Origin of the sequence: Actinosynnema mirum DSM 43827, from assembly GCF_000023245.1 — a bacterium.
GTDB classification, from domain to species: Bacteria; Actinomycetota; Actinomycetes; order Mycobacteriales; family Pseudonocardiaceae; genus Actinosynnema; species Actinosynnema mirum.
Window position 1 is genome coordinate 8,000,541 of record NC_013093.1, and the last position, 24,504, is coordinate 8,025,044.

The 24,504-nt window shown below is 73.7% G+C and carries 27 protein-coding genes; 11 read left to right on the plus strand and 16 right to left on the minus strand.

Features of this window, described 5'->3' with window-relative positions; translation table 11 throughout:
• Window positions 1–6 precede the first annotated feature (6 nt).
• From AMIR_RS34005 to AMIR_RS36535, 7 genes are all read right to left on the minus strand, one after another.
• Window positions 7–345 carry a hypothetical protein gene (locus tag AMIR_RS34005; protein ID WP_015805536.1) on the minus strand — a complete coding sequence of 113 codons (339 nt, stop codon included), beginning with the start codon at window positions 343–345 and terminating at the stop codon, window positions 7–9.
• A 51-nt stretch (window positions 346–396) separates the two neighbouring features.
• On the minus strand, window positions 397–732 hold the full coding sequence (locus AMIR_RS34010) for a hypothetical protein (protein ID WP_015805537.1): 336 nt from the start codon (window positions 730–732) through the stop codon (window positions 397–399).
• 36 nt (window positions 733–768) lie between these two features.
• A complete protein-coding gene (locus AMIR_RS34015; protein ID WP_015805538.1) occupies window positions 769–1,146 on the minus strand; it encodes a sterol carrier family protein in 378 nt (125 codons plus the stop codon).
• Window positions 1,147–1,155: 9 nt separating this feature from the next.
• On the minus strand, window positions 1,156–1,974 hold the full coding sequence (locus tag AMIR_RS34020; RefSeq protein WP_015805539.1) for an ESX secretion-associated protein EspG: 819 nt from the start codon (window positions 1,972–1,974) through the stop codon (window positions 1,156–1,158).
• An 84-nt stretch (window positions 1,975–2,058) separates the two neighbouring features.
• Window positions 2,059–3,543 carry a PPE domain-containing protein gene (locus AMIR_RS43015; RefSeq protein WP_015805540.1) on the minus strand — a complete coding sequence of 495 codons (1,485 nt, stop codon included), beginning with the start codon at window positions 3,541–3,543 and terminating at the stop codon, window positions 2,059–2,061.
• Window positions 3,544–3,559: 16 nt separating this feature from the next.
• Window positions 3,560–3,952: a hypothetical protein gene (locus AMIR_RS36530; RefSeq protein ID WP_015805541.1), complete on the minus strand. Its 393-nt coding sequence runs from the start codon at window positions 3,950–3,952 to the stop codon at window positions 3,560–3,562.
• A gap of 118 nt (window positions 3,953–4,070) precedes the next feature.
• Entirely contained in the window at window positions 4,071–4,685 is a 615-nt protein-coding gene (locus tag AMIR_RS36535) for a DUF3558 family protein (protein WP_015805542.1), read from the minus strand.
• A 117-nt stretch (window positions 4,686–4,802) separates the two neighbouring features.
• Here AMIR_RS36535 and AMIR_RS34040 point away from each other — a divergent pair, with 117 nt between their 5' ends.
• Window positions 4,803–5,834, plus strand: coding sequence for a glucose 1-dehydrogenase (locus AMIR_RS34040; protein WP_015805543.1), 1,032 nt, complete (start codon window positions 4,803–4,805; stop codon window positions 5,832–5,834).
• Between the two features lie 16 nt (window positions 5,835–5,850).
• On the opposite strand, the gene AMIR_RS34045 is transcribed toward AMIR_RS34040, so the two are convergent.
• Window positions 5,851–8,013: a putative bifunctional diguanylate cyclase/phosphodiesterase gene (locus AMIR_RS34045; RefSeq protein WP_015805544.1), complete on the minus strand. Its 2,163-nt coding sequence runs from the start codon at window positions 8,011–8,013 to the stop codon at window positions 5,851–5,853.
• Between the two features lie 335 nt (window positions 8,014–8,348).
• Between AMIR_RS34045 and AMIR_RS34050 the strand changes: the two genes are divergently transcribed.
• Window positions 8,349–9,437: a pentapeptide repeat-containing protein gene (locus AMIR_RS34050; protein ID WP_015805545.1), complete on the plus strand. Its 1,089-nt coding sequence runs from the start codon at window positions 8,349–8,351 to the stop codon at window positions 9,435–9,437.
• On the opposite strand, the gene AMIR_RS43345 is transcribed toward AMIR_RS34050, so the two are convergent.
• Window positions 9,427–9,762 carry a hypothetical protein gene (locus AMIR_RS43345; protein ID WP_041837200.1) on the minus strand — a complete coding sequence of 112 codons (336 nt, stop codon included), beginning with the start codon at window positions 9,760–9,762 and terminating at the stop codon, window positions 9,427–9,429. The genes AMIR_RS34050 and AMIR_RS43345 overlap by 11 nt on opposite strands.
• A 194-nt stretch (window positions 9,763–9,956) precedes the next feature.
• Here AMIR_RS43345 and AMIR_RS43350 point away from each other — a divergent pair, with 194 nt between their 5' ends.
• The 3 genes from AMIR_RS43350 (at window position 9,957) to AMIR_RS34070 (ending at window position 12,391) form a co-directional block, all read left to right on the plus strand.
• Window positions 9,957–10,382 (plus strand): pentapeptide repeat-containing protein, encoded by a 426-nt coding sequence (locus AMIR_RS43350; RefSeq protein WP_041837201.1) that lies wholly within the window; start codon window positions 9,957–9,959, stop codon window positions 10,380–10,382.
• Window positions 10,383–10,628: 246 nt separating this feature from the next.
• On the plus strand, window positions 10,629–11,477 hold the full coding sequence (locus AMIR_RS34065; protein ID WP_015805546.1) for a lysozyme: 849 nt from the start codon (window positions 10,629–10,631) through the stop codon (window positions 11,475–11,477).
• 125 nt (window positions 11,478–11,602) lie between these two features.
• Window positions 11,603–12,391: a lysozyme gene (locus AMIR_RS34070; protein WP_015805547.1), complete on the plus strand. Its 789-nt coding sequence runs from the start codon at window positions 11,603–11,605 to the stop codon at window positions 12,389–12,391.
• Window positions 12,392–12,455: 64 nt separating this feature from the next.
• On the opposite strand, the gene purL is transcribed toward AMIR_RS34070, so the two are convergent.
• From purL to AMIR_RS34090, 4 genes are all read right to left on the minus strand, one after another.
• Entirely contained in the window at window positions 12,456–14,714 is a 2,259-nt protein-coding gene (gene purL / locus AMIR_RS34075; protein ID WP_015805548.1) for a phosphoribosylformylglycinamidine synthase subunit PurL, read from the minus strand.
• On the minus strand, window positions 14,711–15,382 hold the full coding sequence (gene purQ, locus AMIR_RS34080) for a phosphoribosylformylglycinamidine synthase subunit PurQ (protein WP_015805549.1): 672 nt from the start codon (window positions 15,380–15,382) through the stop codon (window positions 14,711–14,713). Before purQ ends, purL begins: the two co-directional genes overlap by 4 nt.
• Complete coding sequence (gene purS / locus AMIR_RS34085; protein WP_015805550.1) at window positions 15,379–15,618, minus strand: phosphoribosylformylglycinamidine synthase subunit PurS; 240 nt, start codon at window positions 15,616–15,618, stop codon at window positions 15,379–15,381. The genes purQ and purS overlap by 4 nt, the downstream gene beginning before the upstream one ends.
• A gap of 228 nt (window positions 15,619–15,846) precedes the next feature.
• Window positions 15,847–16,389, minus strand: a complete 543-nt coding sequence (locus tag AMIR_RS34090) for a hypothetical protein (RefSeq protein WP_015805551.1) — start codon at window positions 16,387–16,389, stop codon at window positions 15,847–15,849.
• 120 nt (window positions 16,390–16,509) lie between these two features.
• Between AMIR_RS34090 and AMIR_RS34095 the strand changes: the two genes are divergently transcribed.
• Together AMIR_RS34095 and AMIR_RS34100 are read left to right on the plus strand one after the other, a co-directional pair.
• Complete coding sequence (locus AMIR_RS34095; RefSeq protein WP_015805552.1) at window positions 16,510–17,484, plus strand: NAD-dependent epimerase/dehydratase family protein; 975 nt, start codon at window positions 16,510–16,512, stop codon at window positions 17,482–17,484.
• A gap of 125 nt (window positions 17,485–17,609) precedes the next feature.
• A complete protein-coding gene (locus tag AMIR_RS34100; RefSeq protein ID WP_015805553.1) occupies window positions 17,610–18,233 on the plus strand; it encodes an MBL fold metallo-hydrolase in 624 nt (207 codons plus the stop codon).
• Here the strand turns inward: AMIR_RS34100 and AMIR_RS34105 are convergent.
• Together AMIR_RS34105 and AMIR_RS34110 are read right to left on the minus strand one after the other, a co-directional pair.
• Complete coding sequence (locus AMIR_RS34105) at window positions 18,204–18,863, minus strand: DUF2334 domain-containing protein (RefSeq protein WP_015805554.1); 660 nt, start codon at window positions 18,861–18,863, stop codon at window positions 18,204–18,206. The two genes, AMIR_RS34100 and AMIR_RS34105, sit on opposite strands and share 30 nt — an antisense overlap.
• A gap of 154 nt (window positions 18,864–19,017) precedes the next feature.
• Complete coding sequence (locus AMIR_RS34110) at window positions 19,018–19,905, minus strand: phosphoribosylaminoimidazolesuccinocarboxamide synthase (protein ID WP_015805555.1); 888 nt, start codon at window positions 19,903–19,905, stop codon at window positions 19,018–19,020.
• Between the two features lie 63 nt (window positions 19,906–19,968).
• On the opposite strand from AMIR_RS34110, the gene AMIR_RS34115 reads away from it, so the two are divergent.
• The 4 genes from AMIR_RS34115 (at window position 19,969) to AMIR_RS34130 (ending at window position 23,004) form a co-directional block, all read left to right on the plus strand.
• Entirely contained in the window at window positions 19,969–20,826 is an 858-nt protein-coding gene (locus tag AMIR_RS34115) for an ABC transporter substrate-binding protein (RefSeq protein ID WP_015805556.1), read from the plus strand.
• Complete coding sequence (locus AMIR_RS34120; protein ID WP_015805557.1) at window positions 20,823–21,683, plus strand: amino acid ABC transporter permease; 861 nt, start codon at window positions 20,823–20,825, stop codon at window positions 21,681–21,683. The genes AMIR_RS34115 and AMIR_RS34120 overlap by 4 nt, the downstream gene beginning before the upstream one ends.
• The gene (locus AMIR_RS34125; protein WP_015805558.1) at window positions 21,680–22,444 is read left to right on the plus strand and encodes an amino acid ABC transporter ATP-binding protein; all 765 of its coding nucleotides are present in this window, start codon (window positions 21,680–21,682) and stop codon (window positions 22,442–22,444) included. The genes AMIR_RS34120 and AMIR_RS34125 overlap by 4 nt, the downstream gene beginning before the upstream one ends.
• Before the next feature lie 116 nt (window positions 22,445–22,560).
• Complete coding sequence (locus AMIR_RS34130) at window positions 22,561–23,004, plus strand: hypothetical protein (protein ID WP_143761013.1); 444 nt, start codon at window positions 22,561–22,563, stop codon at window positions 23,002–23,004.
• 67 nt (window positions 23,005–23,071) lie between these two features.
• Here the strand turns inward: AMIR_RS34130 and purB are convergent, their stop codons facing one another.
• On the minus strand, window positions 23,072–24,502 hold the full coding sequence (gene purB / locus AMIR_RS34135) for an adenylosuccinate lyase (protein ID WP_015805560.1): 1,431 nt from the start codon (window positions 24,500–24,502) through the stop codon (window positions 23,072–23,074).
• Window positions 24,503–24,504 lie beyond the last annotated feature (2 nt).

Below are 24,504 nucleotides of genomic sequence, written 5' to 3' on the forward strand. Positions count from 1 at the left end.
GACGGTTCAGGCCGCCGTGCAGGGGCCGACCGTGACCTCGGTGCCCTTGCCGTCGTAGCTGTTCTCGTCGTGCTGGCGCACCGGGCACACGACGACGTCGCCCACGGCCACGCCCTCGGGGAGCTTGTCCAGGTCCGCGACGGCGGGGCTGACGGGCTCCACAGTGCCCCGGGGTTCCGCGCCGTCGATCTCCAGGCGCGCGTAGGCCGGTTTCACCGAACCGGGGATGCTCTCGTAGCTCTCGTGCAGCGACAGGACCTTGTAGCGGACCTCGCCCTGCCACTCGCTCGAACAGCCCGTCAGCAGGAAACCCAGCGCCAGCAACGCGATACCCAGCCGCCTCATGGCGTCGAACCTAACCGGCGCGGTGAGCGCTCGCCCCCCGTTTTCACGACATCACGCCGCGCGGCAGGAGCTGATCGTCACCTTGGGGCCGACGTCGTCGAACGCGTTGTCGTCGTGGCTGCGCACCTGGCACAGCACGGCGTCGCCGGCCTTCACGTCGGCGGGGAACTGGTCCAGGTCGGCCCCCTCCTTCGCCAGGGCGGGCTCGTCCTTCGACATCTCCTGGTCGAGCGTGATCAGCACGTGGGGCTTGAGCAGCTGACCCGACTTGTTCTCGCGCTCGGGGAGCACCTCGGTCACCTTGAAGCGGACCTCGCCCTCCCAGCCGCTCGAACAGCCCGTCAGCAGGAAACCCAGCGCCAGCAACGCGATACCCAGCCGCCTCATGGCGTCGAACCTAACCGCGCCGGTCGTCCGCCACCCTCAGAACCGCAGAAGTGGCAGGTGCTCCGACAGGTCCGCGCGCGTTCCCGACGCCGTCACCCGCGACGCCGCCAGGGCTGCCTCCCAGGTGAGCCTGCCGGTCGCCAGCTCCAGCCAGGTGCGGGGGTCGGTCTCGATCACGTTCGGCGGGGTGCCCCTGGTGTGCCTCGGGCCCGCCACGCACTGCACGGCCGCGAACGGCGGGACCCTGACCTCCACGGTGTGGCCCGGCGCGGCGTGCTCCAGGGTGCGCAGGCTGAGCCTGACCGCCGCCGCCAGCGCCGGGCGGGCGGGGGTGGTCGACCCGTCCTCCAGCCACGGCAGCACGGCCTGGACGGCGGCCCTGGTCTCGGTCGGGTCGGGTGGTCTCCTCGGCACGGGCCAACCCTATCCGCGGACTTCCTGCCCCGCGGCCAGCATCGCCTCGGTCAGCAGCTCGTCGACCTGGTGGGCGAGCCTGCGGTTGTCGGTCGGGGTGAACGTGCTCCACGCCTCGGCGCCCTGCGAGGTGCGGCGCTGCTGGAGGAAGCGGCCCTCCTCGTTGTCGAAGAACCCCACCACGCGGTCCGGGCGGCAGCGCTTGCCGTAGCGGTCGCGGGCCGCCGCGCCGAAGTTGCCGGTGCCGACCGGGTTGGTGAGCATCTTGGCCAGCGCGGTCGCGTCGGCCTCGCGCAGGCCCTTGCCGCGCAGCGCGCTCTCGATGCCCTTGGTGGTGTTGTCGGAGCCCTCGACGGCGGCTTCCAGGTCGGCGCTGGGCAGGGTCACCGAGTGGCCCGTGCCCGCCGGGTGCCTGGGCAGCGCGGCCACGACGGCGGCGGGCAGCCCGGTCCCGGCGGTCCTGCGGAACGTCAGGTGGCCGTCGACCAGGGTGGCCAGCGAGCCGTGGTCGCCGTTGGCGGCGGCCAGGACCCGCACGCTCCGGCCCAGCCACAGCCTGGCGTCGACCTCGCGCTCGGGCCGGATGAGCGTGCGCAGCAGGAAGTCCAGCTCGGGGTGCAGGCCCCTCGGCCCGCCGAGGCCGCGCGCGCCGATCGACCGCCACACGCGGTCCTCCAGCTGCGCCCGCTCCGAGTAGGTCTTGCCCGGCGACGGGACCTTGATCACCAGCGGCATCGGACCCGCGTCGAAGCGCTCCCAGAGCACGTCGAACTCCTCGGCCGACAGCGTGATCGGCTCCTGCTCCTCGGCTCCCCCGAAGTAGTCCACCGGTCGTCTCCCCCAAGAGAAAAGTGGTCCTGAGCTGGAAGAGCGGCCCGCGCGAGGACATCGCGCGGGCCGCTCCCCCACTGGCTACTCGCCGCCGATGACCGGGGGCGCGACCATGCGGTCGTCGCCGAAGACGTCCGCGGTCTCCACGAGGTAGTCGGCGAGCTTGTGCTCGACGTCGTCCTCGTCGCGCGCCGCGCCGGGGGCGCCTGCGCCGCCCGCCATGCCCGCGCCACCCGCCGCGCCGCGACCACCCGAGGCAGCCGCGCCCGCCGCGCCGGGGCCGAAGCCCTGGACGCCCGCCGCGCCGCCGCGCCCGAGGCCGGGCTGGCCGTTGCCCGCGACACCGGCCGCGCCGGTCCCGCTGGGCATCCCCGCGCCGCCACCGGCCGCGCCGAAGCCGCCCGTGCCGAAGCCGCCCGCGCCGGGCATCCCCGGCATTCCGGGACGACCGCCGCCGAGCCCACCGGGCATCCCCGTCCCCGGACGCCCGAAGGCGTTCGGGGCGCCGGGAACGCCGGGGCCCTTGGGCAGGGCGCCGACCTGGGGGCCTGCGCCGGTCTTCGGCGGGGTGACGCCGGGGCCGGGGTTGGTCCTGGGCGGGACGACACCGGGGTTGGGGGTGGTCCTGGGCGGGGTGTTGCCGGCGTTCCCGCTGCCGTTGCCGGTCGGGTTCGGCGGCGCCCAGCCGCCACCGCCGCCGCCACCGCCGGGGTTGCCGGACGGGTTGGTGACGCCGAGGCCGGGCGGGGCCACGGGGGGCGCGACCGGCGTGCCGACCGGGGTCGGGGTGGCCAGCGACGGGTTCGTGGTGCCGCCGGGGCCGACCGGGGTGTAGCCGCCCGTGCTGACCGGCGGGGCGGTCGGGGTGGGCGTGTAGGAGCTGGTGCCGGTGGCGCCGCCGGTGCTCGTGACGCTCCAGTCGGACCGCGAGGCGTACCCGGCCGACGCGGTGCTCTGGATGCCGCTGGCGCCCGAGGGCGCGGGCGCGTCGATGACGACCTGCGGCGGCGGCACGAACTCGCCCAGCGTGTTCCGGTTCCACTCGCTGTTGGACTCGTAGGCGTTCATGACCGCGATGGCCTTCTGCTGCGCGTTCTCCTGCGCGGCCTCCTGGGCCTCGTGGTCGCGCTGCTGGCGGATCACGTCGGCGGAGCTGCCCGCGAGGCCGAGCGTCACGCCGTCGGTGAAGCCCGCCTTGAACTTGTCCCAGCCGGAGGGCGCCTCGGTGGTGACCGGGACCGGCTCCGGCATCTCCTTGCGGGCGTCGGCGATGTAGTCGGCCTGGAGGCCGGCCGAGGTCTTCATCGTCCTCGCGCTCTGCTGCGCGTCCTCGGCCCACTGCGCGAGCGGGGACACCGCGGTCTGGGTCGAGTCGGCGGTGTCGCCCTCCCAGCTCGCGTTGAGGCCCGCCAGGCCGTCGCGGAGGTCCGCGTCGATGGCCTGGAGGGCGGTGCCCAGCTTCTGCCACCCGTCCTCGACGACGTAGGAGGCGGAGGGGCCGGGGCCGGAGTTGATCATGTTGTAGAGCTCGGGGTGGTCGTAGCCCCGCCAGCGGTGGTTGCCCATGTCGCGCTCGTCCCCCTCAGGCGTTCGCGGTGCGGTTGAAGGAGGCCTGGTTGCCGGTCTCGACACCCGTGTAGGTGGCCTCGATCTGAGCCAGCTGGTCGATCACGCCCTGGATCTGCTTGCGGTAGGCGACCAGCGCCTGCATCGCGGCGTTGTCGCCTGCGTCGAAGGTGTCGTGGTTGAACTTCTCCGCGGTCTCCTTGCTGACCGGGTCGCCTCCCCACGGCTTCGCCTTCACGCTGGGCTCGACCACCTGGAACTGGTCGTCGAAGTCCGCCAGCGCTTTGGTGAACAGCTCCCGGGCCTTGGGGATGGAACCCGCGTCGAGCTTCAACCTCCGCTGCGCACCGCTGTAAGCGGGCAGCTGGCTCTGCGCGGACCCCCCGGCACCGCCATCCGCGATGAACACGACACACCCTCCTCGAAAGTCAATTCCCCTGCGCGCCTGCCTGGACGACTGTAACTCCGACGCGATGCGGGTGTCTCCAGTTCCACCGGCAAGTCGAGTAGAACTACTTGACCATGAACTACCTGCTCATGAGCGCTTGCAGCGAGTAGCTCGCCGCTTTCTCGAGCCTCGTGTGCAGCTCTTCCGAGGCCGGGGCCTCGACGCGCTCGAAGTCCATCCGGAAATAGGAGATGTCGAGAGCGAGGGCCTGCCCGTCCGCGACGTCCACCAGAAGTTCCCAGTACACCTGGAGCGTGTCGCTCCGGTCGACGAGGTAGGTGGGGAAACCGTCGACCTGACCGGGTTCCATCCTGTCGCCCGCGTTCATCCGCTCCCGGTAGTCGTCGACGCCCGCGGCCTTGGAGACGGTGTACCCCAGCGACCAGCCGGGGTGCTCCCTCCAGATCATGCTGCAGGCGTAGAGGCCGTTGGCGGCGATGGGGGCGGGCTTGTTCTCCGACGGCGGCCTGACCCCCAGCTCCGCGAGCTGGGCGTTGGTCAGCAGGACGTCGCACGTCTCCATGCCCCTGAGGTCCAGCTCCTTCGGCCTGCTCACCGCGGGCTTCGCCGACGAGGGGCCTGCCGAGGACGGCGACTCCGCCTTCGGCGTGCCCTCAGTGGTCCCCCCGCACGCCGACAGCGCCAGCGCGGCGGCCAGGACGGGCGCGGCGAGGCTCGGCAGTCTTCTCCCCATGCCGGTCAACGTAGCCGACCGGCGGCCCGCGAGTGTCCCGTTCGGGAGTGCCGCTCACAACGCCCGTTCGGCCCAACGGGCCCGGCGGCGCCACGCCTGGGGACGTAGCCTCCGGGCGTGGCTGACGGGGTGCGGGCGGCGTGGGCGGTTCCCGGTGAGCCCGACCGGTGCGCGGTGGTCGGGCTGGACGCGGTCGAGCGGGTCGGCGAGGTGCTGGTGGCCGGGCGCTTGGCCGGGGTGTGCGCGACCGACGTGGAGATCGTGCGGGACGGGTTCGGGTGGCTCCCGCCCGGTCGGGACGGGCTGGTGCTGTTCCACGAGTCGCTCGGCGAGGTGCTGAGCGCGCCCGACGGCTCCGGGTTCGCGCCCGGCGACCTGGTGGCCGGGGTGGTGCGGCGGCCGGACCCCGAGCCGTGCGCGGCGTGCGCGGCCGACGCGTGGGACTTCTGCCGCAACGGGCGCTACCGCGAGCGCGGCATCAAGGAGCTGGACGGGTACGGGGCGCAGCGCTGGAGCGTGCCGCCCCGGTTCGCCGTCAAGCTCGACCCGGCGCTCGGCGACGCGGGCGTGCTGCTGGAACCGGCGTCGGTGGTGGCGAAGGCGTGGGCGCAGGCGGAGCTGCTGTGCTCCCGCGCGTTCGTGCCCGCCCGCACCGCGCTCGTGGTCGGCGCGGGTCCCATCGGGCTGCTGGCGGCGCTGCTGGGCGTGCAGCGCGGGTACGACGTGCACGTGGTGGACCGGGTGGCCGACGGGGTGAAGCCGGACCTGGTGCGGGCGCTCGGCGCGACCTACCACCGCTCGGTCCCGGACCGGGAGGTCGACGTGGCGATCGAGTGCACCGGGGTCGCCGAGCTGGCCTGGGAGTGCGCGCGGCGGGCGGCGGTGGTGGTGCTGGCGGGCATCTCCGGGGAGCACGGCCCGGCGGCGCTGGACCGGTCCGTGCTGGACGCCGCCGTGCTCGGCAACCGGGCCTTGATCGGCACGGTCAACGCGGGCCCCGACGACTACCGCGAGGCCGCCGCCGCGCTCGCAGGCGCCGACCTCGGCTGGTTGCGCGGCCTGATCACCCGCCGGGTGCCGCTGGAGCGGTTCACCGAGGCGTTCGACCGGGCCGACGGCGACGTGAAGGTGGTCGTCGACCTGGCCTGAGCGTGGGACCGACCGCTCAGCGCCGCAGCATCTCGTCGATGCCCTCCGGGGCCATCGGCTTGGCGTAGAACCACCCCTGCCCGGTGTCGCAGCCGATCCGGTGCAGCCGCTTGGCCTGCGACGGCGTCTCCACGCCCTCCGCCGTCACGCCGAGGCCGAGCGCGTGCGCGAGCTGCACCAGCGTGGACACGATCTGCGCGTCCACCGGGTCCTCCTCGTCGGCGGCCCGCAGCCCCTCCATGAACGACCCGGCGATCTTCAGCTCGTGCACCGGGAGGTGCTTGAGGTACGCCAGGTTCGAGTAGCCGGTGCCGAAGTCGTCGATCGCTATGCGCACGCCCATGTCCGACAGCGCCCGCAGCGCTTCGAGGGGCTCGTCGGCGGTGCCCATGATCGCGCTCTCGGTCAGCTCCAGCTGCAGGTGCCGGGGCGGCAGGCCGGTCTCGTCCAGGATGCGCTTGACGTCGCGCACCAGCTCGGGGTCGCGGGACTGCCGCACCGCCAGGTTCACGCTCACGTACGGCGCCAGCTCGGCGAACTCGTCCAGCCACCGCCGCCCCTGCTCGCACGCCTTGCGCAGCACCCACCGGCCCAGCGGGACGATCAGCCCGGTCTCCTCGGCCAGCTCGATGAACCGGTCCGGCGCGAGCCGCCCGAACTCCGGGTGCTGCCAGCGCACCAGCGCCTCCACGCCGACCACCCGCGCGTTCTCCAACCGCACCAGCGGCTGGTAGTCCACGTAGAACTCGTCGCGCTCCAGCGCGGCGGGCATGGTGGCGGACAGGGTGAACCGGGCGATCTCCTTGGCGTTGCGGTCCGGGTCGTACAGCGCCCAGCGGGACTTGCCGTCCGCCTTGGCCCAGTACAGCGTGATGTCGGCGTCGCGCACCAGGTCGGGCGCGCTGGTGCCCTCCAGCCCGCGCTCGACGATGCCGATGGACGCGGACACGGTCAGCTCGTGCCCGCCGATGCGGATCGGGGACTCCAGCTCGCGCAGCACCCGGTCCGCGACGGCGACGATGTCGTCGGTGCGGGTGGAGTCCTCGACCAGGATCACGAACTCGTCGCCGCCCATGCGCGCCACGAGCTTGCCGTCGCCGGACACCGAGCGGTCCAGCCGCCTGCCGACCTCGACGAGCAGCTGGTCGCCGATGTCGTGGCCGAGGCTGTCGTTGATCACCTTGAACCCGTCGAGGTCCAGGTAGCACAGGCCCGCGCGGTGCTTGTCGGGGTTGCCGAAGACCCGGCTGAGCCGGTCGAGGAACAGCGCCCGGTTCGGCAGGCCGGTGAGCGGGTCGTGCAGCGCCTGGTAGCGCAGCCGGTTCTGCAGCAGGTGCCGGTCGGTGACGTCCTCGATCATGGCGACCTGGTACTGCGGGTCGCCGTGGTCGTCGCGCACCAGCGACAGCGTCAGGTGCGTCCACACCTGCTCGCCGTCGGCCCGCCGGAACCGCTTCTCCGCGCGGTAGTGGTCGCGCTCGCCCGCCGTGAGCTGGTCGTAGAGCCGCCACACCGACGGCCCGTCCTCCGGGTGCATCAGGTCGCGGATGTTGTGCTGCCGCATCTCCTCGACGCCGAACCCGAGCATGTCCTGCAGCGCCTGGTTGACGTCCAGGATGCGGCCCTCGACGTCGGCGATGCCGATGCCGATGGCGGCCTCGGTGAACATGGCGCGGAACCGGGCCTCGGAGGCGCGCAGCGCGGCCTCGGCCTGGTCGCGGGCGTCCAGCACGGCGGCGCGGATCGCCTCCTGCTCGGCGAGGGTGCGCTCGCGCAGGGCGCGCGCGTAGCCCGCCGCGAGCGCGCCTTGCAGGGCGGCGAGGCGGGTGCGGGTGGAGTCGTCGGCGGGGATGCCCAGCTCGGCGCACAGGTCGTCGCCCATGAGCTGCACGGTGCGGCCGAGCGTGTCGGTGCCGGTGAAGTGCGCCTCGACCAGCCGGGCGCCGATCTCGTGGCCGGGCGCCGGGCGGAACGGGGTGGCGAGCAGCGCGGTCACCAGGACCTCGGTGAGGGCGCGCAGGTGCTCGACCACCTCGGACCGGGTCATGGGCACGTAGCTGCTGCCTATGACGGCCGTCGCCCAGGTGCGCGCGAACGACTCGGCCCCGGCCCGCAGCGCCGGGTCGGTGTTGTGGGAACGCCCCGAGGGAGCCACCAGGTGTCCAGCCCGTTCCGTCATGTCCGTTCCGCGCCGCGCGGCAGTGCGGGACCGGGAACCGCCGCACGGGGGCCCGTGCCGCCGCCCGGCGTGGCCCGCCGTCCGCCCAGCACCCCACCGTAACCCAGCGCGGGCCGCGCGTCCCCGCCCGCTTCGGCCCCCTGGCGCGACCTCCGGGCGCGGGCGGCCGGTTCCGGCTCGCCGGGCGCGGTGCTCGGCCCCTGCTGCACTTGGTCTCCGTTCGCGCGTGGTTACCCGCACATCATGGGCCACTGCGCCGGGTGACCGCACCGGCCCGTCCCGCCGGTTCCCGGTTCTGATCACCGGGGGCGCGGCGGACGGGCAGAATCGCCCGCGTGGAGCACGTGTGGTGGATCGCGGGCGCGGTGGTGTCGCTGGTGGCGCTCGCGCTGGCGCTGGTGGAGCTGCGGAGCAAGCGGAAGCGGATGCTGGCCGCGACGCTGCTGGGGTCGGCGGGGGCCTTCCTGCTGGTGGCCGGGTGGTTGCTGGCGATCGACCCCGGCGCGCCCAAGCACGAGACGATCAAGACCGGCGGTCTGGCGGGCGGCGCGGTGGTGGCCCTGTACGCGCTGTGGCTCAACGACCGGCGGCGGCGCGTCGACGAGGCCAAGCACGAGCTGGAGAGCCAGCGGGCCGAGCACGACCGGTCGCGGGTGGCGGACGAGCGGTTCGCGAAGTCCGTCGAGCTGCTCGGGCACGACGCCGACCAGGTGCGGGTGGGCGCGATGCACGCGATGGCGGGGCTGGCGCGGTCCCGGCCGGAGTACGCGCAGACCGTGCTGGACGTGCTGTGCGCGTACCTGCGGCGCAAGCCCGAGGTCTTCGAGGGCGAGCAGCGGGAGGGCCAGCGGCGGGAGGGGGACCGCGAGCAGGAGGTCAGGCTGACCGCGCAGCGCGTCGTCGCCGACCTGCTGCCCGCCGCCGACGCGCAGGACCCGCCGCGGTACCGGTTGGACCTGACCGACGCGCACCTGCGGTACTTCGACCTGTCGCACCGGGCGATCGGCTCGCTGGTGATGCGCGGCGCGGTGCTGACCGGGTCGAACTCGCTGCACCACGCGGTGTTCCACGGCGACGTCTGGCTCACCGGGACGGGCAGCGCGGGCGAGCTGCACCTGCACGACGCGGTGTTCCGGGAGCGGGCCTGGTTCAGCGGGTTCCGCTGCGACGGACCGGCCTCGTTCGAGCGCTCGAAGTTCCTCGGGCCCACCAAGTTCGCCGACGCCCGGTTCACCGGGACGGTCACCTTCGACGGCGCCCGGTTCACCGGGGACGCCGACTTCCGGGGCGCGCGGTTCACCGGCGGGGTGGTGCTGCCGACGGCGTTGACGGCGCAGGCGCAGGGGGTGCGGGTGTCCGAGGAGCACGCGAACCGGCTGCCCGAGGGCTGGAAGGTCGGACCGCGCGGGGAGGTCAGGTCGTGAAGCGGGTGAACAAGGGGCTGGTCGCCGCGATCGCGCTGTCGGTGCTGGCGACGGTGGGCGCGGCGCTGGGGCTGGGGCTGCTCGACCCCGGCCAGCCCAAGGGCGAGGCGATCAAGACCGGCGGGCTCGTCGGCGCGTCGGTCGTGGCGCTGTACGCGCTGTGGCTCAACGACCGGCGGCGGCGCGTCGACGAGGCCAAGCACGAGCTGGAGAGCGACAAGGTCGCCGACGAGCGGTTCGCGCGGGCCGTCGAGCTGCTCGGGCACGACGCCGACCAGGTGCGGGTGGGCGCGCTGCACGCGCTGGCCGGGCTGGCCCGCGCCACGCCGCGCTACCGGCAGACCGTGCTCGACGTGCTGTGCGCGTACCTGCGCAGGCCCTTCCGCCACCCCGCGTACGAGGAGAACCCCGACGACCCGGCGCGGTGGGGCGCCGCGCGGGGCACGGACGAGCAGGAGCTGGAGCGGACGGTCCGGCTGACCGCGCAGGGGCTGATCACCGACCTGCTGCCGTGGGGGGGTGGACGACCCGGAGCAGCGCTTCAACCTGAACCTGTCCGGGGCGAACGTGGAGTACCTGCGCCTGGAGGGCCGCCGGGTCGGCCGGTGCGTGATGCGCCGGACCCGGTTCCACGGGGTCAGCCGGTTCGCCGAGGCCTCGTTCAGCAAGCCCGCGCTGTTCTCCGGGGCGGCGTTCCTGGGCCGGGTGGAGCTGCGGGACTGCGACTTCGCGGGTGGGCTCTCCCTGCAGGAGGTCGAGTTCCGGGCCGGGGTGGACGCGCGCGGGGCGCGGGTGGCCCGGTTCGCGCACCTGGCCGACGCGCCACCGCCCGAGCTGCGCGGCGGGTTGCGGGTCGTCGGGGAGGTGTCGCTGCGCGGCGGGCCGCGCGAGGGCTGGAACCTGGAGGGCGACGTGCCCGAGGAGGGCCCCGCCTCCCCGGCGTGAGCCGGCCCGCCTGCCCCCGTCCAGGCGGGGTCCCCGACCCCCGCGCCGCGCAGCGGTGCGAGACCGCGGACCGCTGCGCCGCGCCCCTGCGTGCGGCTTCCCGAAGTCGGCCCTTCCCCCTAAACCCTGAACCGCCTTCGGTCACGGTGCGTCTTTCCGGGTGACACACCGGATGCGTCGTAAGCCGTTCGGGCGGACCATCGGTGTGCCGGAAGCACCAGCACCGCAGACCGATCGGGGGCTTCGATGACGCCGGAGGGCCGAACACGCAGGTGGGCGACCCGGTGGGGCCTGCCAACCACGGCGGCGGCGGTGCTGCTCGCCGTGGCGCACACCACCGCGCTGAACGCCGAGCCGCTGCCCGACGAGGGGGCGCCGGAGGGCTCGGACCAGCACTACGCGGGCTCGGAGATCGCCAAGCGCGAGGGCTGGGCGGGCGCCCGGTCCTCGGCGGCGCCCGACCCGACGGGCAAGGTGCCCGGCATGGACGTGAGCAGCCACCAGGGCGACGTGGACTGGGGGCGGCCGTGGGGCGACGGGGCGCGGTTCGCCTACGTCAAGGCGACCGAGGGCACCGGGTACACCAACCCGCACTTCCAGCAGCAGTACGAGGGGTCGCGCGGCGTCGGCATGGTGCGCGGGGCGTACCACTTCGCACTGCCCGACCGCTCGGACGGCGGGACCCAGGCCGACTACTTCGTGGACCACGGCGGCGGCTGGGCGGGCGACGGGATGACGCTGCCCGGCGCGCTGGACGTGGAGTACAACCCGTACGGGGACACCTGCTACGGCAAGGACCAGGACTCGATGGCCGAGTGGGTGCGGCAGTTCAGCGGCAGGCTCGCCGAGCGCACCGGGCGGCACGCGACGATCTACACGTCGACCAACTGGTGGAACCAGTGCGTGGGCGACAAGCTGCGGCTGGGCGAGTCGAACCCGCTGTGGGTCGCGCACTACACCGACCAGCTGGGGCAGCTGCCGAGCGGCTGGGACTACCAGACGTTCTGGCAGTGGCAGGCCGCCGGGCAGTTCCCCGGCGACCAGAACCTGTTCAACGGCGACGCGGGCCAGCTGACCAGGCTGGCATCGGGCTGATCACCCGAATGCGCGCGCTGCTCCGTTTTCGTGAGCTATTAACAATCAGTCTGGTCATCTTGTTGGAAGTGCCACACACTGCGGTCGAGTCACTCCCTGCAGGCTCGACCACAAGGAGTCGAACGATGAGGCCACTCGTCCGACGCGCGGTCGCCGCGCTCGCCTGCGCCGCCGCCGCGCTGTCCACATCGGCGTCACCGGCACTGGCCCTGCCCGAGGGCGACCACGCCATGGGGTCCCAGATCGCCAAGCACGAGGGCGCCGCCGCGCGCCACGTCGAGCCGCGCGGGCCTTCCGCCGCCGCGGCCGTCTACGGCATAGACGTCAGCAGCTACCAGGGCAACGTGGACTGGGGAGGTCAGTGGAACGCCGGGCGGCGGTTCGCCTACGTCAAGGCGACCGAGGGGACCACGTACAAGAACCCCTACTTCGCCCAGCAGTACGACGGCTCCTACGGCGTCGGCATGATCCGGGGCGCATACCACTTCGCGCTGCCCGCGAACTCCAGCGGCGCCGCCCAGGCCAACCACTTCGCGAGCAACGGAGGGGGCTGGTCCAGGGACGGGCGGACGCTGCCCGGCGCGCTGGACATGGAGTACAACCCGTACGGCAGCACCTGCTACGGCCTGTCCCCGTCCGCGATGACCAACTGGATCAAGGACTTCAGCGACACCTACCGGGCGCGCACCGGGGTCTACCCGGTGATCTACACGTCCACGAGCTGGTGGAACCAGTGCGTGAGCGGGGACTTCAGCGGCACCAACCCGCTCTGGGTCGCGCGGTACGCGTCCACGGTCGGGACGCTGCCGCGCGGGTGGAGCGTCTACACGATGTGGCAGTACTCGTCGTCGCCGATCGACCAGAACGAGTTCAACGGCGGCTACGACCGGCTGCAGGCGCTCGCGTACAGCTGACCCGCCGCGCGAGCGGGGCCCGCCGGACCGAAGTCCGACGGGCCCCGCTCCCCGCGCGGCTCGCTCAGTCGAACAGCGCCGGGAGGGTGCCCTCCCACGCCTCGCGCAGCTCGGCGAGGCCCAGCACGCCGAGGCCCTGGAACTCGATGCCGTCCGAGTCCGGGTCCACCACGCCGACCTTGCGCCACGGCAGGCCGCGCGCGGTGCACATGTCGGTGAACCGCAGCTCCTCGGAGCGCGGAACGGCCACCAGCACGCGACCGGCGGACTCGCTGAACAGGTCGGTGAACTCGTCCTCGGCCAGGAAGACGCGCGCGCCGGTCTCGCCGATCAGGCAGGTCTCGACCAGCGCCTGCGCCAGGCCGCCCTCGGCCAGGTCGTGCGCGGCCGACACCATGCCGTCGCGGGAACCGGCGACCAGCACCTCGCCGAGCAGCTTCTCCCGCGCCAGGTCCACCTTCGGCGGCAGGCCGCCCAGGTGGCCGTGCACGACGTGCGCCCACTCGGAGCCGCCGAACTCGGGACGGGTGTCGCCGAGCAGCAGCAGCGTCTCGCCGGCCTCCGCGCCGATCCCGGTGGGGATGCGGCGGCGGACGTCGTCGATGACGCCGAGCACGCCCACGACCGGCGTCGGCAGGATCGCCGTGGAACCGGTCTGGTTGTAGAAGCTGACGTTGCCGCCGGTCACCGGGATGCCCAGCTCGGCGCAGCCGTCCGCGAGGCCCTTCACGGCCTGCTCGAACTGCCACATGACCGCCGGGTCCTCGGGCGAGCCGAAGTTCAGGCAGTTGGTGACCGCGACCGGGGTCGCGCCGGAGGTGGCGACGTTGCGGTACGCCTCGGCCAGCGCCAGCTGCGCGCCCGCGTACGGGTCGAGCTTGGTGTAGCGGCCGTTGCAGTCGGTGGACAGCGCCACGCCCCGGTTCGTGCTCTCGTCGATCCGGATCATGCCGGAGTCGGAGGGCTGGGCGAGCACCGTGCCGCCGCGCACGTAGCGGTCGTACTGCTGGGTGATCCAGCGCTTCGACGCCAGGTTCGGCGACGCGGCCTGGCTCTTGACCAGCTCCAGCAGCTCGCCGCGGGTCGGGCGGGGCAGCGAGTCGGGCGTGTTGGCCTGGAGCTCGTCCTGGTCGGCCGGGCGCTCGATCGGCCGGTTGTACACCGGGCCCTCGTGCGCGACGGTGCGCGGCGGGACGTCCACCACGACCTCGTCGTTCCAGGTGATGACCAGGCGGTCCCCGTCGGTGACCTCGCCGATCTCGGTGGCGATGACGTCCCACTTGGCGCAGACGGCCATGAAGGCGTCGACGTCCTCGGGCCGCACGACCGCGCACATGCGCTCCTGCGACTCGCTGGAGAGCACCTCGGCGGGCGTCATGCCGGTGGCGCGCAGCGGGACGCGGTCGAGGTAGACGTGCATCCCGCCGTCACCGGCCGAGGCCAGCTCGGAGGTCGCGCAGGACAGGCCCGCGCCGCCGAGGTCCTGGATGCCGACGACGATGCGCTCGGCGAACAGCTCCAGGCAGCACTCGATCAGGACCTTCTCGGTGAACGGGTCGCCGACCTGCACGGCGGGCAGCTTCTTGCGCTTGCCCGCGGAGTCGTCGAACGTCTCGCTCGCCAGCACGGACACGCCGCCGATGCCGTCGAGGCCGGTGCGCGCGCCGAACAGGATGATCTTGTTGCCCGCGCCGGACGCGTGCGCCAGGTGCAGGTCCTCCACGCGCATCGCGCCGACGCACAGGGCGTTCAGCAGCGGGTTGCCCTGGTAGGACTCGTCGAACACGACCTCGCCGCCGATGTTCGGCAGGCCCAGGCAGTTGCCGTAGCCGCCGACGCCCGCGACGATCCCGTGCACGACGCGGCGGGTGTCCTCCGCGTCGGGCGCGCCGAAGCGCAGCGGGTCCATCACGGCCAGCGGGCGGGCGCCCATCGCGAGGATGTCGCGCACGATGCCGCCCACGCCCGTCGCGGCGCCCTGGTAGGGCTCCACGTAGGACGGGTGGTTGTGGCTCTCCGCCTTGAACGTGATGGCCCAGCCGTCGCCGATGTCGACGACGCCGGCGTTCTCGCCGATGCCCGCGAGCATCTTCGAGCGCATCTCGTCCGTGGTGGTCTCGCCGAAGTACTTCAGGTGCACCTTGGACGACTTGTAGGAGCAGTGCTCGCTCCACATGACCGAGTACATCGCCAGCTCGGCGTCCGTGGGCCTGCGGCCCAGGATCTCCTTGATGCGGGCGTACTCGTCGTCCTTGAGGCCCAGCTCCTTGTAGGGCTGGTCCTGGTCGGGGGTCGCGAGCGCGGTGTCGACGGTGTCGGTCACGCCTTCACCACCGAGTCGATCAGGGAGAAGAACATGCCCAGTCCGTCGTCCGTGGGGCCGGTGAGCGCGTCGATGGCGTGCTCGGGGTGCGGCATGAGGCCGACCACGCGACCGTTCGCGCTGGTGATGCCCGCGATGTTGTTGCGGGAGCCGTTGGGGTTGTCGCCGACGTAGCGGAACACCACGCGGCCCTCGCCCTCCAGCTCGTCCAGGGTGGCCTGGTCGGCCTGGTAGCCGCCCTCGCCGGACTTGAGCGGCACGAGGATCTCGGCGCCGTCGTCGTAGCGGGTGGTCCAGGCGGTCGAGGTGTTCTCCACCTTGAGCCACTGGTCGCGGCACACGAAGTGCAGCTTGTCGTTGCGGGTCAGCGCGCCGGGGAGCAGGTGCGCCTCGCAGAGGATCTGGAAGCCGTTGCAGATGCCCAGAACCGGCATCCCGCCCTTCGCGGCGGTGACGACCTCCTGCATGACCGGGGCGAACCGGGCGATCGCGCCGCAGCGCAGGTAGTCGCCGTAGGAGAACCCACCCGGCACGATGACCGCGTCGACGCCCTTGAGGTCGGCGTCGGCGTGCCAGAGGCTGACCGCCTCCCCGCCCGCGTAGGTGACGGCGCGGGCCGCGTCGACGTCGTCGAGCGTGCCGGGGAAGGTGATGACGCCGACCCTCATGCCTCGACCCGCCGGACGACCCAGTCCTCGATCACGGGGTTCGCCAGGAAGGTCTCGGCGATCTTGGCGAGCGTGGCGTCGTCGACGTCGTCGGCGACCTCCAGCTCGAAGTGCTTGCCCTGGCGGACACTGGTGACGCCCTCGAACCCGAGACGGGGCAGCGCGTTGGCCACCGCCTGTCCTTGCGGGTCGAGGATCTCGGGCTTCGGCATGACGTCGACGACGACTCGGGCCACGACAGGCTGCTCCCTGATGGAGGGCGTGCGGTACCGCGCAACCGTACCTGAGCTGGGTGTTCATCGAGTTCACAGGTGGCGTGGGGCACAGGTTCACCTGATCGTGGGGGTGGAAAGGCACTGCCAGGGGCCGTTCGGCTTGCTATCGTTGACCTCGCCAAGGCCCCGTAGGCCGAGGAAGTGAGCACGGTCCCCGTCCGGACGGTCGGCGGCCGTGCTTCGCGCTTTTCAGGGCCAATCGGGCAGCACGACGGTCTTCGCGATCAGAGGTCGCACCCTGCGCGCCCAATCACCGCCCGCTCCGGCGCACCACGCGGCGACGTCCGCGATCCACAGCAGCTGCTCCTGCGTGCTGACCATGTGCTCGTAGACGACCTCGGAGTGGCTGGGCCGCTTGCCCAGCGCGGCCCGGATCGTCTGGGCGTCGTGCAGGTTCCGCTCCTCCCTGCTGTCCAGGACCAGGCGGCGCAACCGCATGTCCAGCAGGTCGTCGAGCATCCTGACCAGGCAAGCCTGCCTGGCCCGCTCCTCGCTGTCCGCGCAGTCCCGCTGGTAGACGTGGACGACGGGGCCGCACTCGACCAGCTTCGAGAGCACGGCCTTGCGCCGCTCCGGCTTCTCCTTCTTGAAGTGCAGTTCCCGCTGTCCCGCGAACAGCAGTCCCCTGAGCAGCTTGCGCAGGACGGCGACCTCACCGGGGTCGATCACTGCGGCGGCCAGGAAGTAGGTGTCGCGCCGACGGCTCTCGTCGACAAAAGCGTGCAAGCTCACCGGAGCGTTATCGGCACTATCGAGTGAGTCCTCGATCAAGCCCACCCGAACGTGTGTTCGTCCGTTCGCCGTCGGCGGAGTCGCTGGCCCGTGCGGCTCGGGCGCGAGCAAGGTGGCCCCATGCGGATACTGGTGCTCGGGGGGACGGTGTTCCTCGGTCGCGCGGTCGCGGCCGAAGCCGTGCGGCGGCGGCACGAGGTGGTGTGCGCGGCGCGCGGGGTTTCCGGGGGTGTGCCCGGCGGGGCCTCGCTCGTCGAGGTCGACCGGGCGGTCGGGCTCGGGGGGCTTGCGGGCGAGCGGTTCGACGCGGTGGTGGACGTCGCGCGGTCCGTGGGGTGGGTGCGGGAGGCCTTGCGGGTGCTCGGGGACGCCGCCGGGCACTGGACCTTCGTCTCCACCGGGTCCGTCTACGCCGACCCGTCGTCGTCCACGAGCACCGAGCTGCTGGAGCCCGTCGAGGACGACCCGGACGCGCCCGTGACGCCCGAGCGGTACGGGGCGTTGAAGGTCGCCGCCGAGAACGCCGTGCGCGACGCGCTGGAGGACCGGGCGTTCGTGGTGCGCGCGGGCCTGATCACCGGGCCAGGCGACCTCAGCGACCGGTTCGGCTACTGGCCCGCCCGGATGTCCGCGGGCGGCCGGGTGGTCGTGCCCGACGCGCCGGAGCAGCCCGTGCAGCACGTGGACGTGCGCGACCTCGCCACCTGGGTCGTGGACGCGGCCGAGCAGCGGATCACCGGCACCCACGACGGGGTCGGCCCGGCCGAGCCGCTGAGCCTGCTGCTCGGCGAGGTCGCGGGCGCCGTGGCGCCCTCGGGGACCGAGCTGGTCCGGGCGCCGGTGGACGTGCTCGACCGGCACGGCGTGCAGCCGTGGGCCGGACCGCGCTCGCTGCCGCTGTGGCTGCCCGAGGGGTTCGAGGCGATGATGTTCCGCAACCCCCGGCCCGCCCTCGAAGCCGGGCTGCGGGTGCGGCCGGTGTCCGAGACGGCCGTGGACGCGCTGGCGCACGAGCGGGAGCTCGGGCTCGACCGGCCGCGCCGGGCCGGGCTGGACGCCGCCACCGAGCAGGCGCTGCTCGACGAGCTGGGGTGACCGACGCGCCGGGCTGACCGACGCGCCGGGCTGACCGACGCGCCGGGCTGCCGACGAGAGCCGGGACGGCCGCGCGGTCCTGGGGGTAGAACGGGAACCAGGGGGCACCGACCTAGGAGAACCGCGTGAGGATCACCCACTTCGGCCAGTCCTGCCTGCTCGTGGAGGCGGGCGGGGCTCGCCTGCTGTTCGACCCCGGCGCCTACTCGGCCGGGTTCGAGCAGCTCACCGGGCTGGACGCGGTGCTGGTCACCCACCAGCACCCCGACCACCTCGACCCGGCGCGGCTGCCCGCGCTGCTCGCGGCCAACCCCGGCGCGACCCTGGTGCTCGACCCCGGTTCCGCGGCGCGGCACCCGGACCTCGGCGCGACGACCGCCGAACCGGGCGCGGAGCTGGAGCTGGGCGGCGCGCGCGTCCGGGTGCTGGCCGCGCCGCACGAGGAGGTCCACCCCGCGATCCCGCTGCCGCCGAACGTCGGCTACCTGGTCGACGGCTTCTACCACCCCGGCGACTCGCTCGCCCCGCCCGGCGAGCCCGTGGACGTGCTGGGCCTGCCCGCCGCCGCCCCGTGGCTGAAGCTGTCCGAGGCGGCCGACTTCCTGGCCGCGATCGCCCCGCGCGTCGCGGTGCCGATCCACCAGGCCGTGCTCGCGGACCCGACCCTGCACCACACCGTGCTCACGTCCACGGCCCCCGCCGGGACGTCCGTGGTGGTGCTAGCGCCGGGTGAGCCGACCGAGGTCTGACCCGGTCATCAGGTCGGCGTAGGTCGTCGGGTCGGCGCCGTGGGCCAGCACGACGTCCACGGCGCCGAGCACCGCGCCGCGCAGCCCCGGCAGGTCGGCCGCGTCGACGCCGATCCGCACCACCCCGCCCCGGCGCAGCGCGGCGGCCAGCCCCTTGGGGCCACCACCGCGCACCCGGCTCTCCACGTACCGGTCGGTGCGCAGGTCCCGCACGCCCGCGAGGTCGGCGCACACCGCGAACCGGTGCCTGGCCAGCGCGAGGAGCGCGCCGGGCGAGACCACCCAGGACGGCGGCGCGAACACGTCGGTGGCCAGGCCGTGGCGGGCGAACGCGGCGCGGGCGGCCACCAGCCGCAGCCCGGCCTCGTGCGCGGGCAGCACCGCGAACTCGGCGCGCCTGCGCAGCGCGAACGGGTCGTCGCGGTGGTCGAACCCGTGCTGCACGAGCGCGTCGCCCCCGTCCAGCCGCGACCGCACCCAGTCCAGCGCCTCGCCCCGCCGGACGTGCGCGGGCGCGAGCAACAACGACAGCGGAACACCCCGGCGACCCAGCTCACCGGCCAGTTCCGAGCTCGGCCCCACCGGTGCGGAGCCGATCCCCGACAGCGACACCACCAGGCGCGCGACCATGCCCACCAGTGCGCCGCACGGGCGTGTACTGCGCGCCACGGCGGGGTGAAGGCGGGATGCGGATTCCGCGAAAACCGGGGGGAGGCGGCCGGGAGCAGCTCCGGCGCGGTCCACGGGAGATCGGGACCGCGCCGGAGCGCTCAGAGGGGGAGGATCAGGCCGAGGGCCAGTCCGCGAAGGACAGCCCGGTGATCCGCTCGTACGCCTCGACGTACCGGGCGCGGGTCGCGGCCACGACCTCGGCGGGCAGCGCGGGCGGCGGCGCGTCCGACTTGCGGTCCCAGCCGGACTCGGCCGAGGTCAGCCAGTCGCGCACGTACTGCTTGTCGAACGAGGGCTGCACCCGGCCTGCCTGGTAGGAGTCGGCGGGCCAGTAGCGGGACGAGTCCGGGGTGAGCACCTCGTCGGCCAGCACCAGCGTCCCGGCCCGGTCGACGCCGAACTCGAACTTGGTGTCCGCCAGGACCACGCCCCGGCTGCGCGCGTGCTCGCGGGCCGCCGAGTACACCTGGAGGGTCCGCGCGCGCAGCTCCTCGGCCAGCGCGCCGCCGACCACCGACTCGACGTGCGCGAAGCTCACGTTCTCGTCGTGCGCGCCGAGCTCGGCCTTGGTGGCCGGCGTGAAGATCGGCTCGGCCAGCTCGGAGGCCTCGACCAGCCCCTCGGGCAGCGGCACGCCGCACACCGACCCGGTCTCCCGGTACTCGACCATGCCGGAGCCGGTGAGGTAGCCGCGCGCGACGCACTCGACCTGCACCATGTCCAGCCGCCTCACCAGCAGCGCCCGGCCCCTGACCTCGGCCGGGATGCGCGGGTCGTCCCAGGCGACGAGGTGGTTGGGCGCCAGGTCGGCGAGCTTGTCGAACCAGAACACGCTCATCGCCGTGAGCACCCGGCCCTTGTCGGGGATGGGCGTGCTCAGGACGTGGTCGTAGGCGGAGATCCGGTCGGACGCGACGAACAGCAGGAGTTCGTCGTCCACGGCGTGGACCGAGCGGACCTTGCCGGTGGCGATCACGGGGTAGTCGGCGAGCTGCGGCACGCGGAGCAGCGTACTTGTCCCAGCAGGTGAGCGATCCGCCCGGTACGGGGGATGATGACCGCCATGCGCTCCCCCGCCCTGCTGATCGCCGCCGCCGCGATCGCCGCCGCCTCCGCGTGCGCCCCCGTCGACGAGACCTCCTCCGCGCCGTCGGGCTCCGCGTCCGCCGCCTCCTGCGAGAAGGGGGCGCTGCCGACGCTGACCTCGGGCAAGCTGACCCTGGGCACCGACCAGCCCGCCTACGCGCCGTGGTTCGTCGACGACGACCCGGCCAGCGGCAAGGGCTTCGAGTCCGCCGTGGCCTACGCGCTGGCCGAGGAGCTGGGCTACGCCAAGGCCGACGTCGAGTGGGTGCGGGTGCAGTTCAACGCGGCCGTCCAGCCCGGCCCGAAGACCTTCGACCTCGACCTGAACCAGTTCTCGATCACCGACGAGCGCAAGCAGTCCGTCGACATGTCCGCGCCCTACTACGACGTGGCGCAGGCCGTGATCGCGCTCCAGGACTCGCCCGCGGCGGCGGTGACGTCGCTGGAGGCGCTGCGCGGCGTGAAGATCGGCGCGCAGGTCGGCACGACCAGCTACGACGCGGCGGAGCGGCTCCAGCCGTCGCAGGAGGTGTCGGTCTACAACACCAACGACGACGCCAAGGCCGCGCTGCGGGCGGGCCAGGTGCAGGCGCTGGTGCTCGACCTGCAGACCGCGCTCTACGTCACCTCCGCCGAGCTGGAGGACGCGAAGATCGTCGGGCAGATCCCCGCGGGTGACGGCAAGCCGGAGCAGTTCGGCGCCGTGCTGGACAAGGGCAGCCCGCTGACGAACTGCGTGTCCCAGGCGGTCGAGGCGCTGCGCTCCAGGGGCGTCCTGGCCGCCCTCGAGCAGGAGTGGATGTCCGCTTCGGGCTCCGCGCCCGTCCTGAAGTGAGCGGTTCCGCGGCGCGGGCGCCGCTCCCGGTCAGCGAGCTGCACCGGGAGCGGCTGGCCTACCGGCGCTCGCGGGCCCGCCGGTCCACGGCCGTGGCGCTGGTGTCGACCCTGGTGTTCGCCGCGGCGGCCTGGTTCACGGTGACCGGGGCGCCCGGCTGGCCCAGGGTGAAGGCGTCGTTCTTCGACTCGGAGGTGGCGTGGGACGCGCTGCCCGCCGTGCTGGACGGGCTGTGGCTGAACCTGCGCGTGCTGCTGGTGTGCGCGGCGTGCGTGCTGGTGCTGGCGGTGCTGCTGGCCGGGCTGCGCACGCTGCGCGGGCCGGTGTGGTTCCCGCTGCGGGCGCTGGCCACCGGGTACGTGGACCTGTTCCGGGGGCTGCCGCTGATCATCCTGCTGTACCTGGTCGGGTTCGGGCTGCCCGCGCTGCGGCTGGGCGGGGTGCCGACGGACCCGGTGGTGCTGGGCGGGATCGCGCTGGTGCTGACCTACAGCGCGTACGTGGCCGAGGTGTTCCGCGCGGGCATCGAGTCGATCCACCCGTCGCAGATCGCGGCGGCCCGCTCGCTGGGGCTGGACCACCGCAGGACGCTGCGGCTGGTGGTGCTGCCGCAGGCGGTGCGGCGGGTGACGCCCGCGCTGCTCAACGACTTCGTGGCGCTGCAGAAGGACTGCGGGCTGATCTCGGTGCTCGGCGCGGTGGACGCGGTGCGGGCGGCGCAGATCGTGCAGGCCAAGACGTTCAACTTCACCCCGTACGTGGTCGCGGCGCTGCTGTTCGTGCTGCTGGCGATCCCGTCGGGGCGGCTGGCCGACGCGGTGGCGCGGCGGGCGGCCGAGCGGCAGGGGGCGCGATGAGCGGGCCGGTGGCCGGGCAGCCCGTGCTGGGGCTGCGGAACGTGGTGAAGGAGTACGGCGGGCGCCGGGTGCTCGACGGGATCGACCTGGACGTGGCCGAGCACGAGGTCGTGGTGCTGATCGGCTCGTCCGGCTCGGGCAAGTCGACGCTGCTGCGCTGCGCGAACCTGCTGGAGGACCTGGACGACGGGCAGGTGCTGCTCGACGGCGAGGACGTCTCCGACCCGAGGGTCGACGCGGACGTGGCGCGGCGGCGGATGGGCGTGGTGTTCCAGTCCTACAACCTGTTCCCGCACATGTCGGTGCTGGACAACGTGACGCTCGCGTCGCGGGTGGTGCACCGGGCGCCGCGCGCGCAGGCCGAGGAGCGCGCCCGCGAGCTGCTGGCGCGGGTCGGGCTGGCCGACCGGGCGGGGGCCTACCCGGACCGGTTGTCGGGCGGGCAGCAGCAGCGGGTGGCGATCGCCAGGGCGCTGGCGCACGGGCCGAGGTTGCTGCTGCTGGACGAGATCACCAGCGCGCTGGACCCGGAGCTGGTGGGCGAGGTGCTCGGGCTGGTGCGGGAGCTGGCGGCGCGGGGCACGACGATCCTGATGGCCACGCACGAGATGGGCTTCGCCAGGCAGGTCGCCGACCGGGTGTGCTTCCTGGACGGCGGCAGGCTGCTGGAGTCGGGGCCGCCCGCGCAGGTGCTCGGCGAGCCGGAGCACGAGCGGACCAGGTTGTTCCTGCGGCGGATCGTGGACGCGGGGCGGCTGTAGCGCGGGTGGTGGGACGCGCCGGGAGCGCGTCCCGCCCTCCGGCGCGACACGCCGCCGTTAGACCGATCGGGATACGCCGCTTGGAGCAGCGGTCCGCCGCCCCTAGTGTGCTCGTCGTGGTGGACCGGAAAGCACTCCCGCGCGCCGCGGCGCTGACCGGCGCCGCGCTGCTCGCGCTGCTCACCGCCTGCGGTTCGCCGCAGGCCGCGCCCGCGCCGACGCCCGCCGCGCCCACGACGACGGCCAAGCGGGCGCCGACGACGGTGCTGGTGCCGCAGGTGGACATCTCGGTGCGGCCCGCGCCGACCACGGCGAGGCCGACCGTGGCGGGCACGACCGCCCCGCCGCCACCGCCCGCGCCGACCACGACGGCGCCGCCGCCTGCCAGCGCGCCCGCGCCCACGACGACGACCAGCGCGCGCGAGGACACCCGGCGGTACGACCAGATCGCGCTGGGCGGGTTCCCGTGCGCGGAGGTCGGGACGACGGCGGTGGACCCGACCGGCCGCAGGCTGGTGTGCCGGTCCGGTCAGCGCGGCTGGCTGCGCTGGGAGGGCTGAGCGCGGGACCGCCCGACCGGGGAGGTCCCCGGCCGGGCGGTGTCAGGTCGTGCGGGCGCTCAGGCGCTCAGAGGATCGGCGCGGGCGCGTAGTCGGCGGCGCCGGGGTGCTTCTCCAGCAGCGCGGCCACCGCCTCGGCGACCTTGGCCACCTGCTCCTCGGCCACCCCGGTGAACGAGAGCCGGTCGGCCAGCAGCGCGTCCAGCCCGGCCCGGTCCAGCGGGACCCGCTCGTCGGCGGCCAGCCGGTCCAGCAGGTCGTTCTCGGCCAGCCCCCGCTCGCGCATGGCCAGCGCGACCGCGACCGCGTTCTCCTTGATCGCCTCGTGGGCGGTCTCCCGGCCGACGCCCGCGCGCACCGACGCCATCAGCACCTTCGTGGTGGCCAGGAACGGCAGGTAGCGGTCCAGCTCGCGCTGCACCACCGCCGGGTAGGCGCCGAACTCGTCCAGCACGGTCAGGAACGTCTCCAGCAGGCCGTCCAGCGCGAAGAACGCGTCCGGCAGCGCGACGCGGCGCACCACCGAGCACGACACGTCGCCCTCGTTCCACTGGTCGCCCGCCAGCTCGCCGACCATGGACAGGTAGCCGCGCAGCACCACGGCCAGGCCGTTGACGCGCTCGCACGAGCGGGTGTTCATCTTGTGCGGCATGGCGCTGGAGCCGACCTGGCCGGGCTTGAAGCCCTCGGTGACCAGCTCGTGGCCCGCCATCAGCCGGATGGTCTTGGCCAGCGACGACGGGGCGGCGGCCACCTGCACGAGGCTGGAGAGCACGTCGAAGTCGAGCGAGCGCGGGTAGACCTGGCCGACGCTGGTGAGCAGCCGCTCGAACCCGAGGTGCCGGGCGACGGCGCTCTCCAGGTCGGCGAGCCGCTCGCGGTCGCCGCCGAGCAGGTCGAGCATGTCCTGGGCGGTGCCGACCGGGCCCTTGACGCCGCGCAGCGGGTAGCGGGCGATCAGCTCGTCGACCCGCTGGAACGCGACGAGCAGCTCGTCGGCGGCGGTGGCGAAGCGCTTGCCGAGGGTGGTGGCCTGGGCGGCCACGTTGTGCGAGCGGCCCGCCATGACCAGGCCGGTGTGCTCGGCGGCGAGCCCGGCGAGGCGCGCCAGCACGGCGGCCACCCGGCCCCGCACGTGCTCCAGGGAGCGCAGCACCTGGAGCTGCTCGACGTTCTCGGTCAGGTCGCGCGAGGTCATGCCCTTGTGCACGTGCTCGTGGCCGGCGAGGGCGTTGAACTCCTCGATGCGGGCCTTCACGTCGTGCCTGGTCACGCGCTCGCGGTCGGCGATGGAGGCCAGGTCGACCTGCTCCAGCACGCGCTCGTAGTCGGCGACGGCGCCCTCGGGCACCTCGACGCCCAGCTCGGCCTGGGCCCGGAGCACGGCCAGCCACAGCTGCCGTTCCAGGACGATCTTGTGCTCGGCCGACCAGAGCCGGACCAGGTCCGCTGACGCGTAGCGACCTGCGAGGACGTTCGAGATGCGGGGCTTGCTCACGC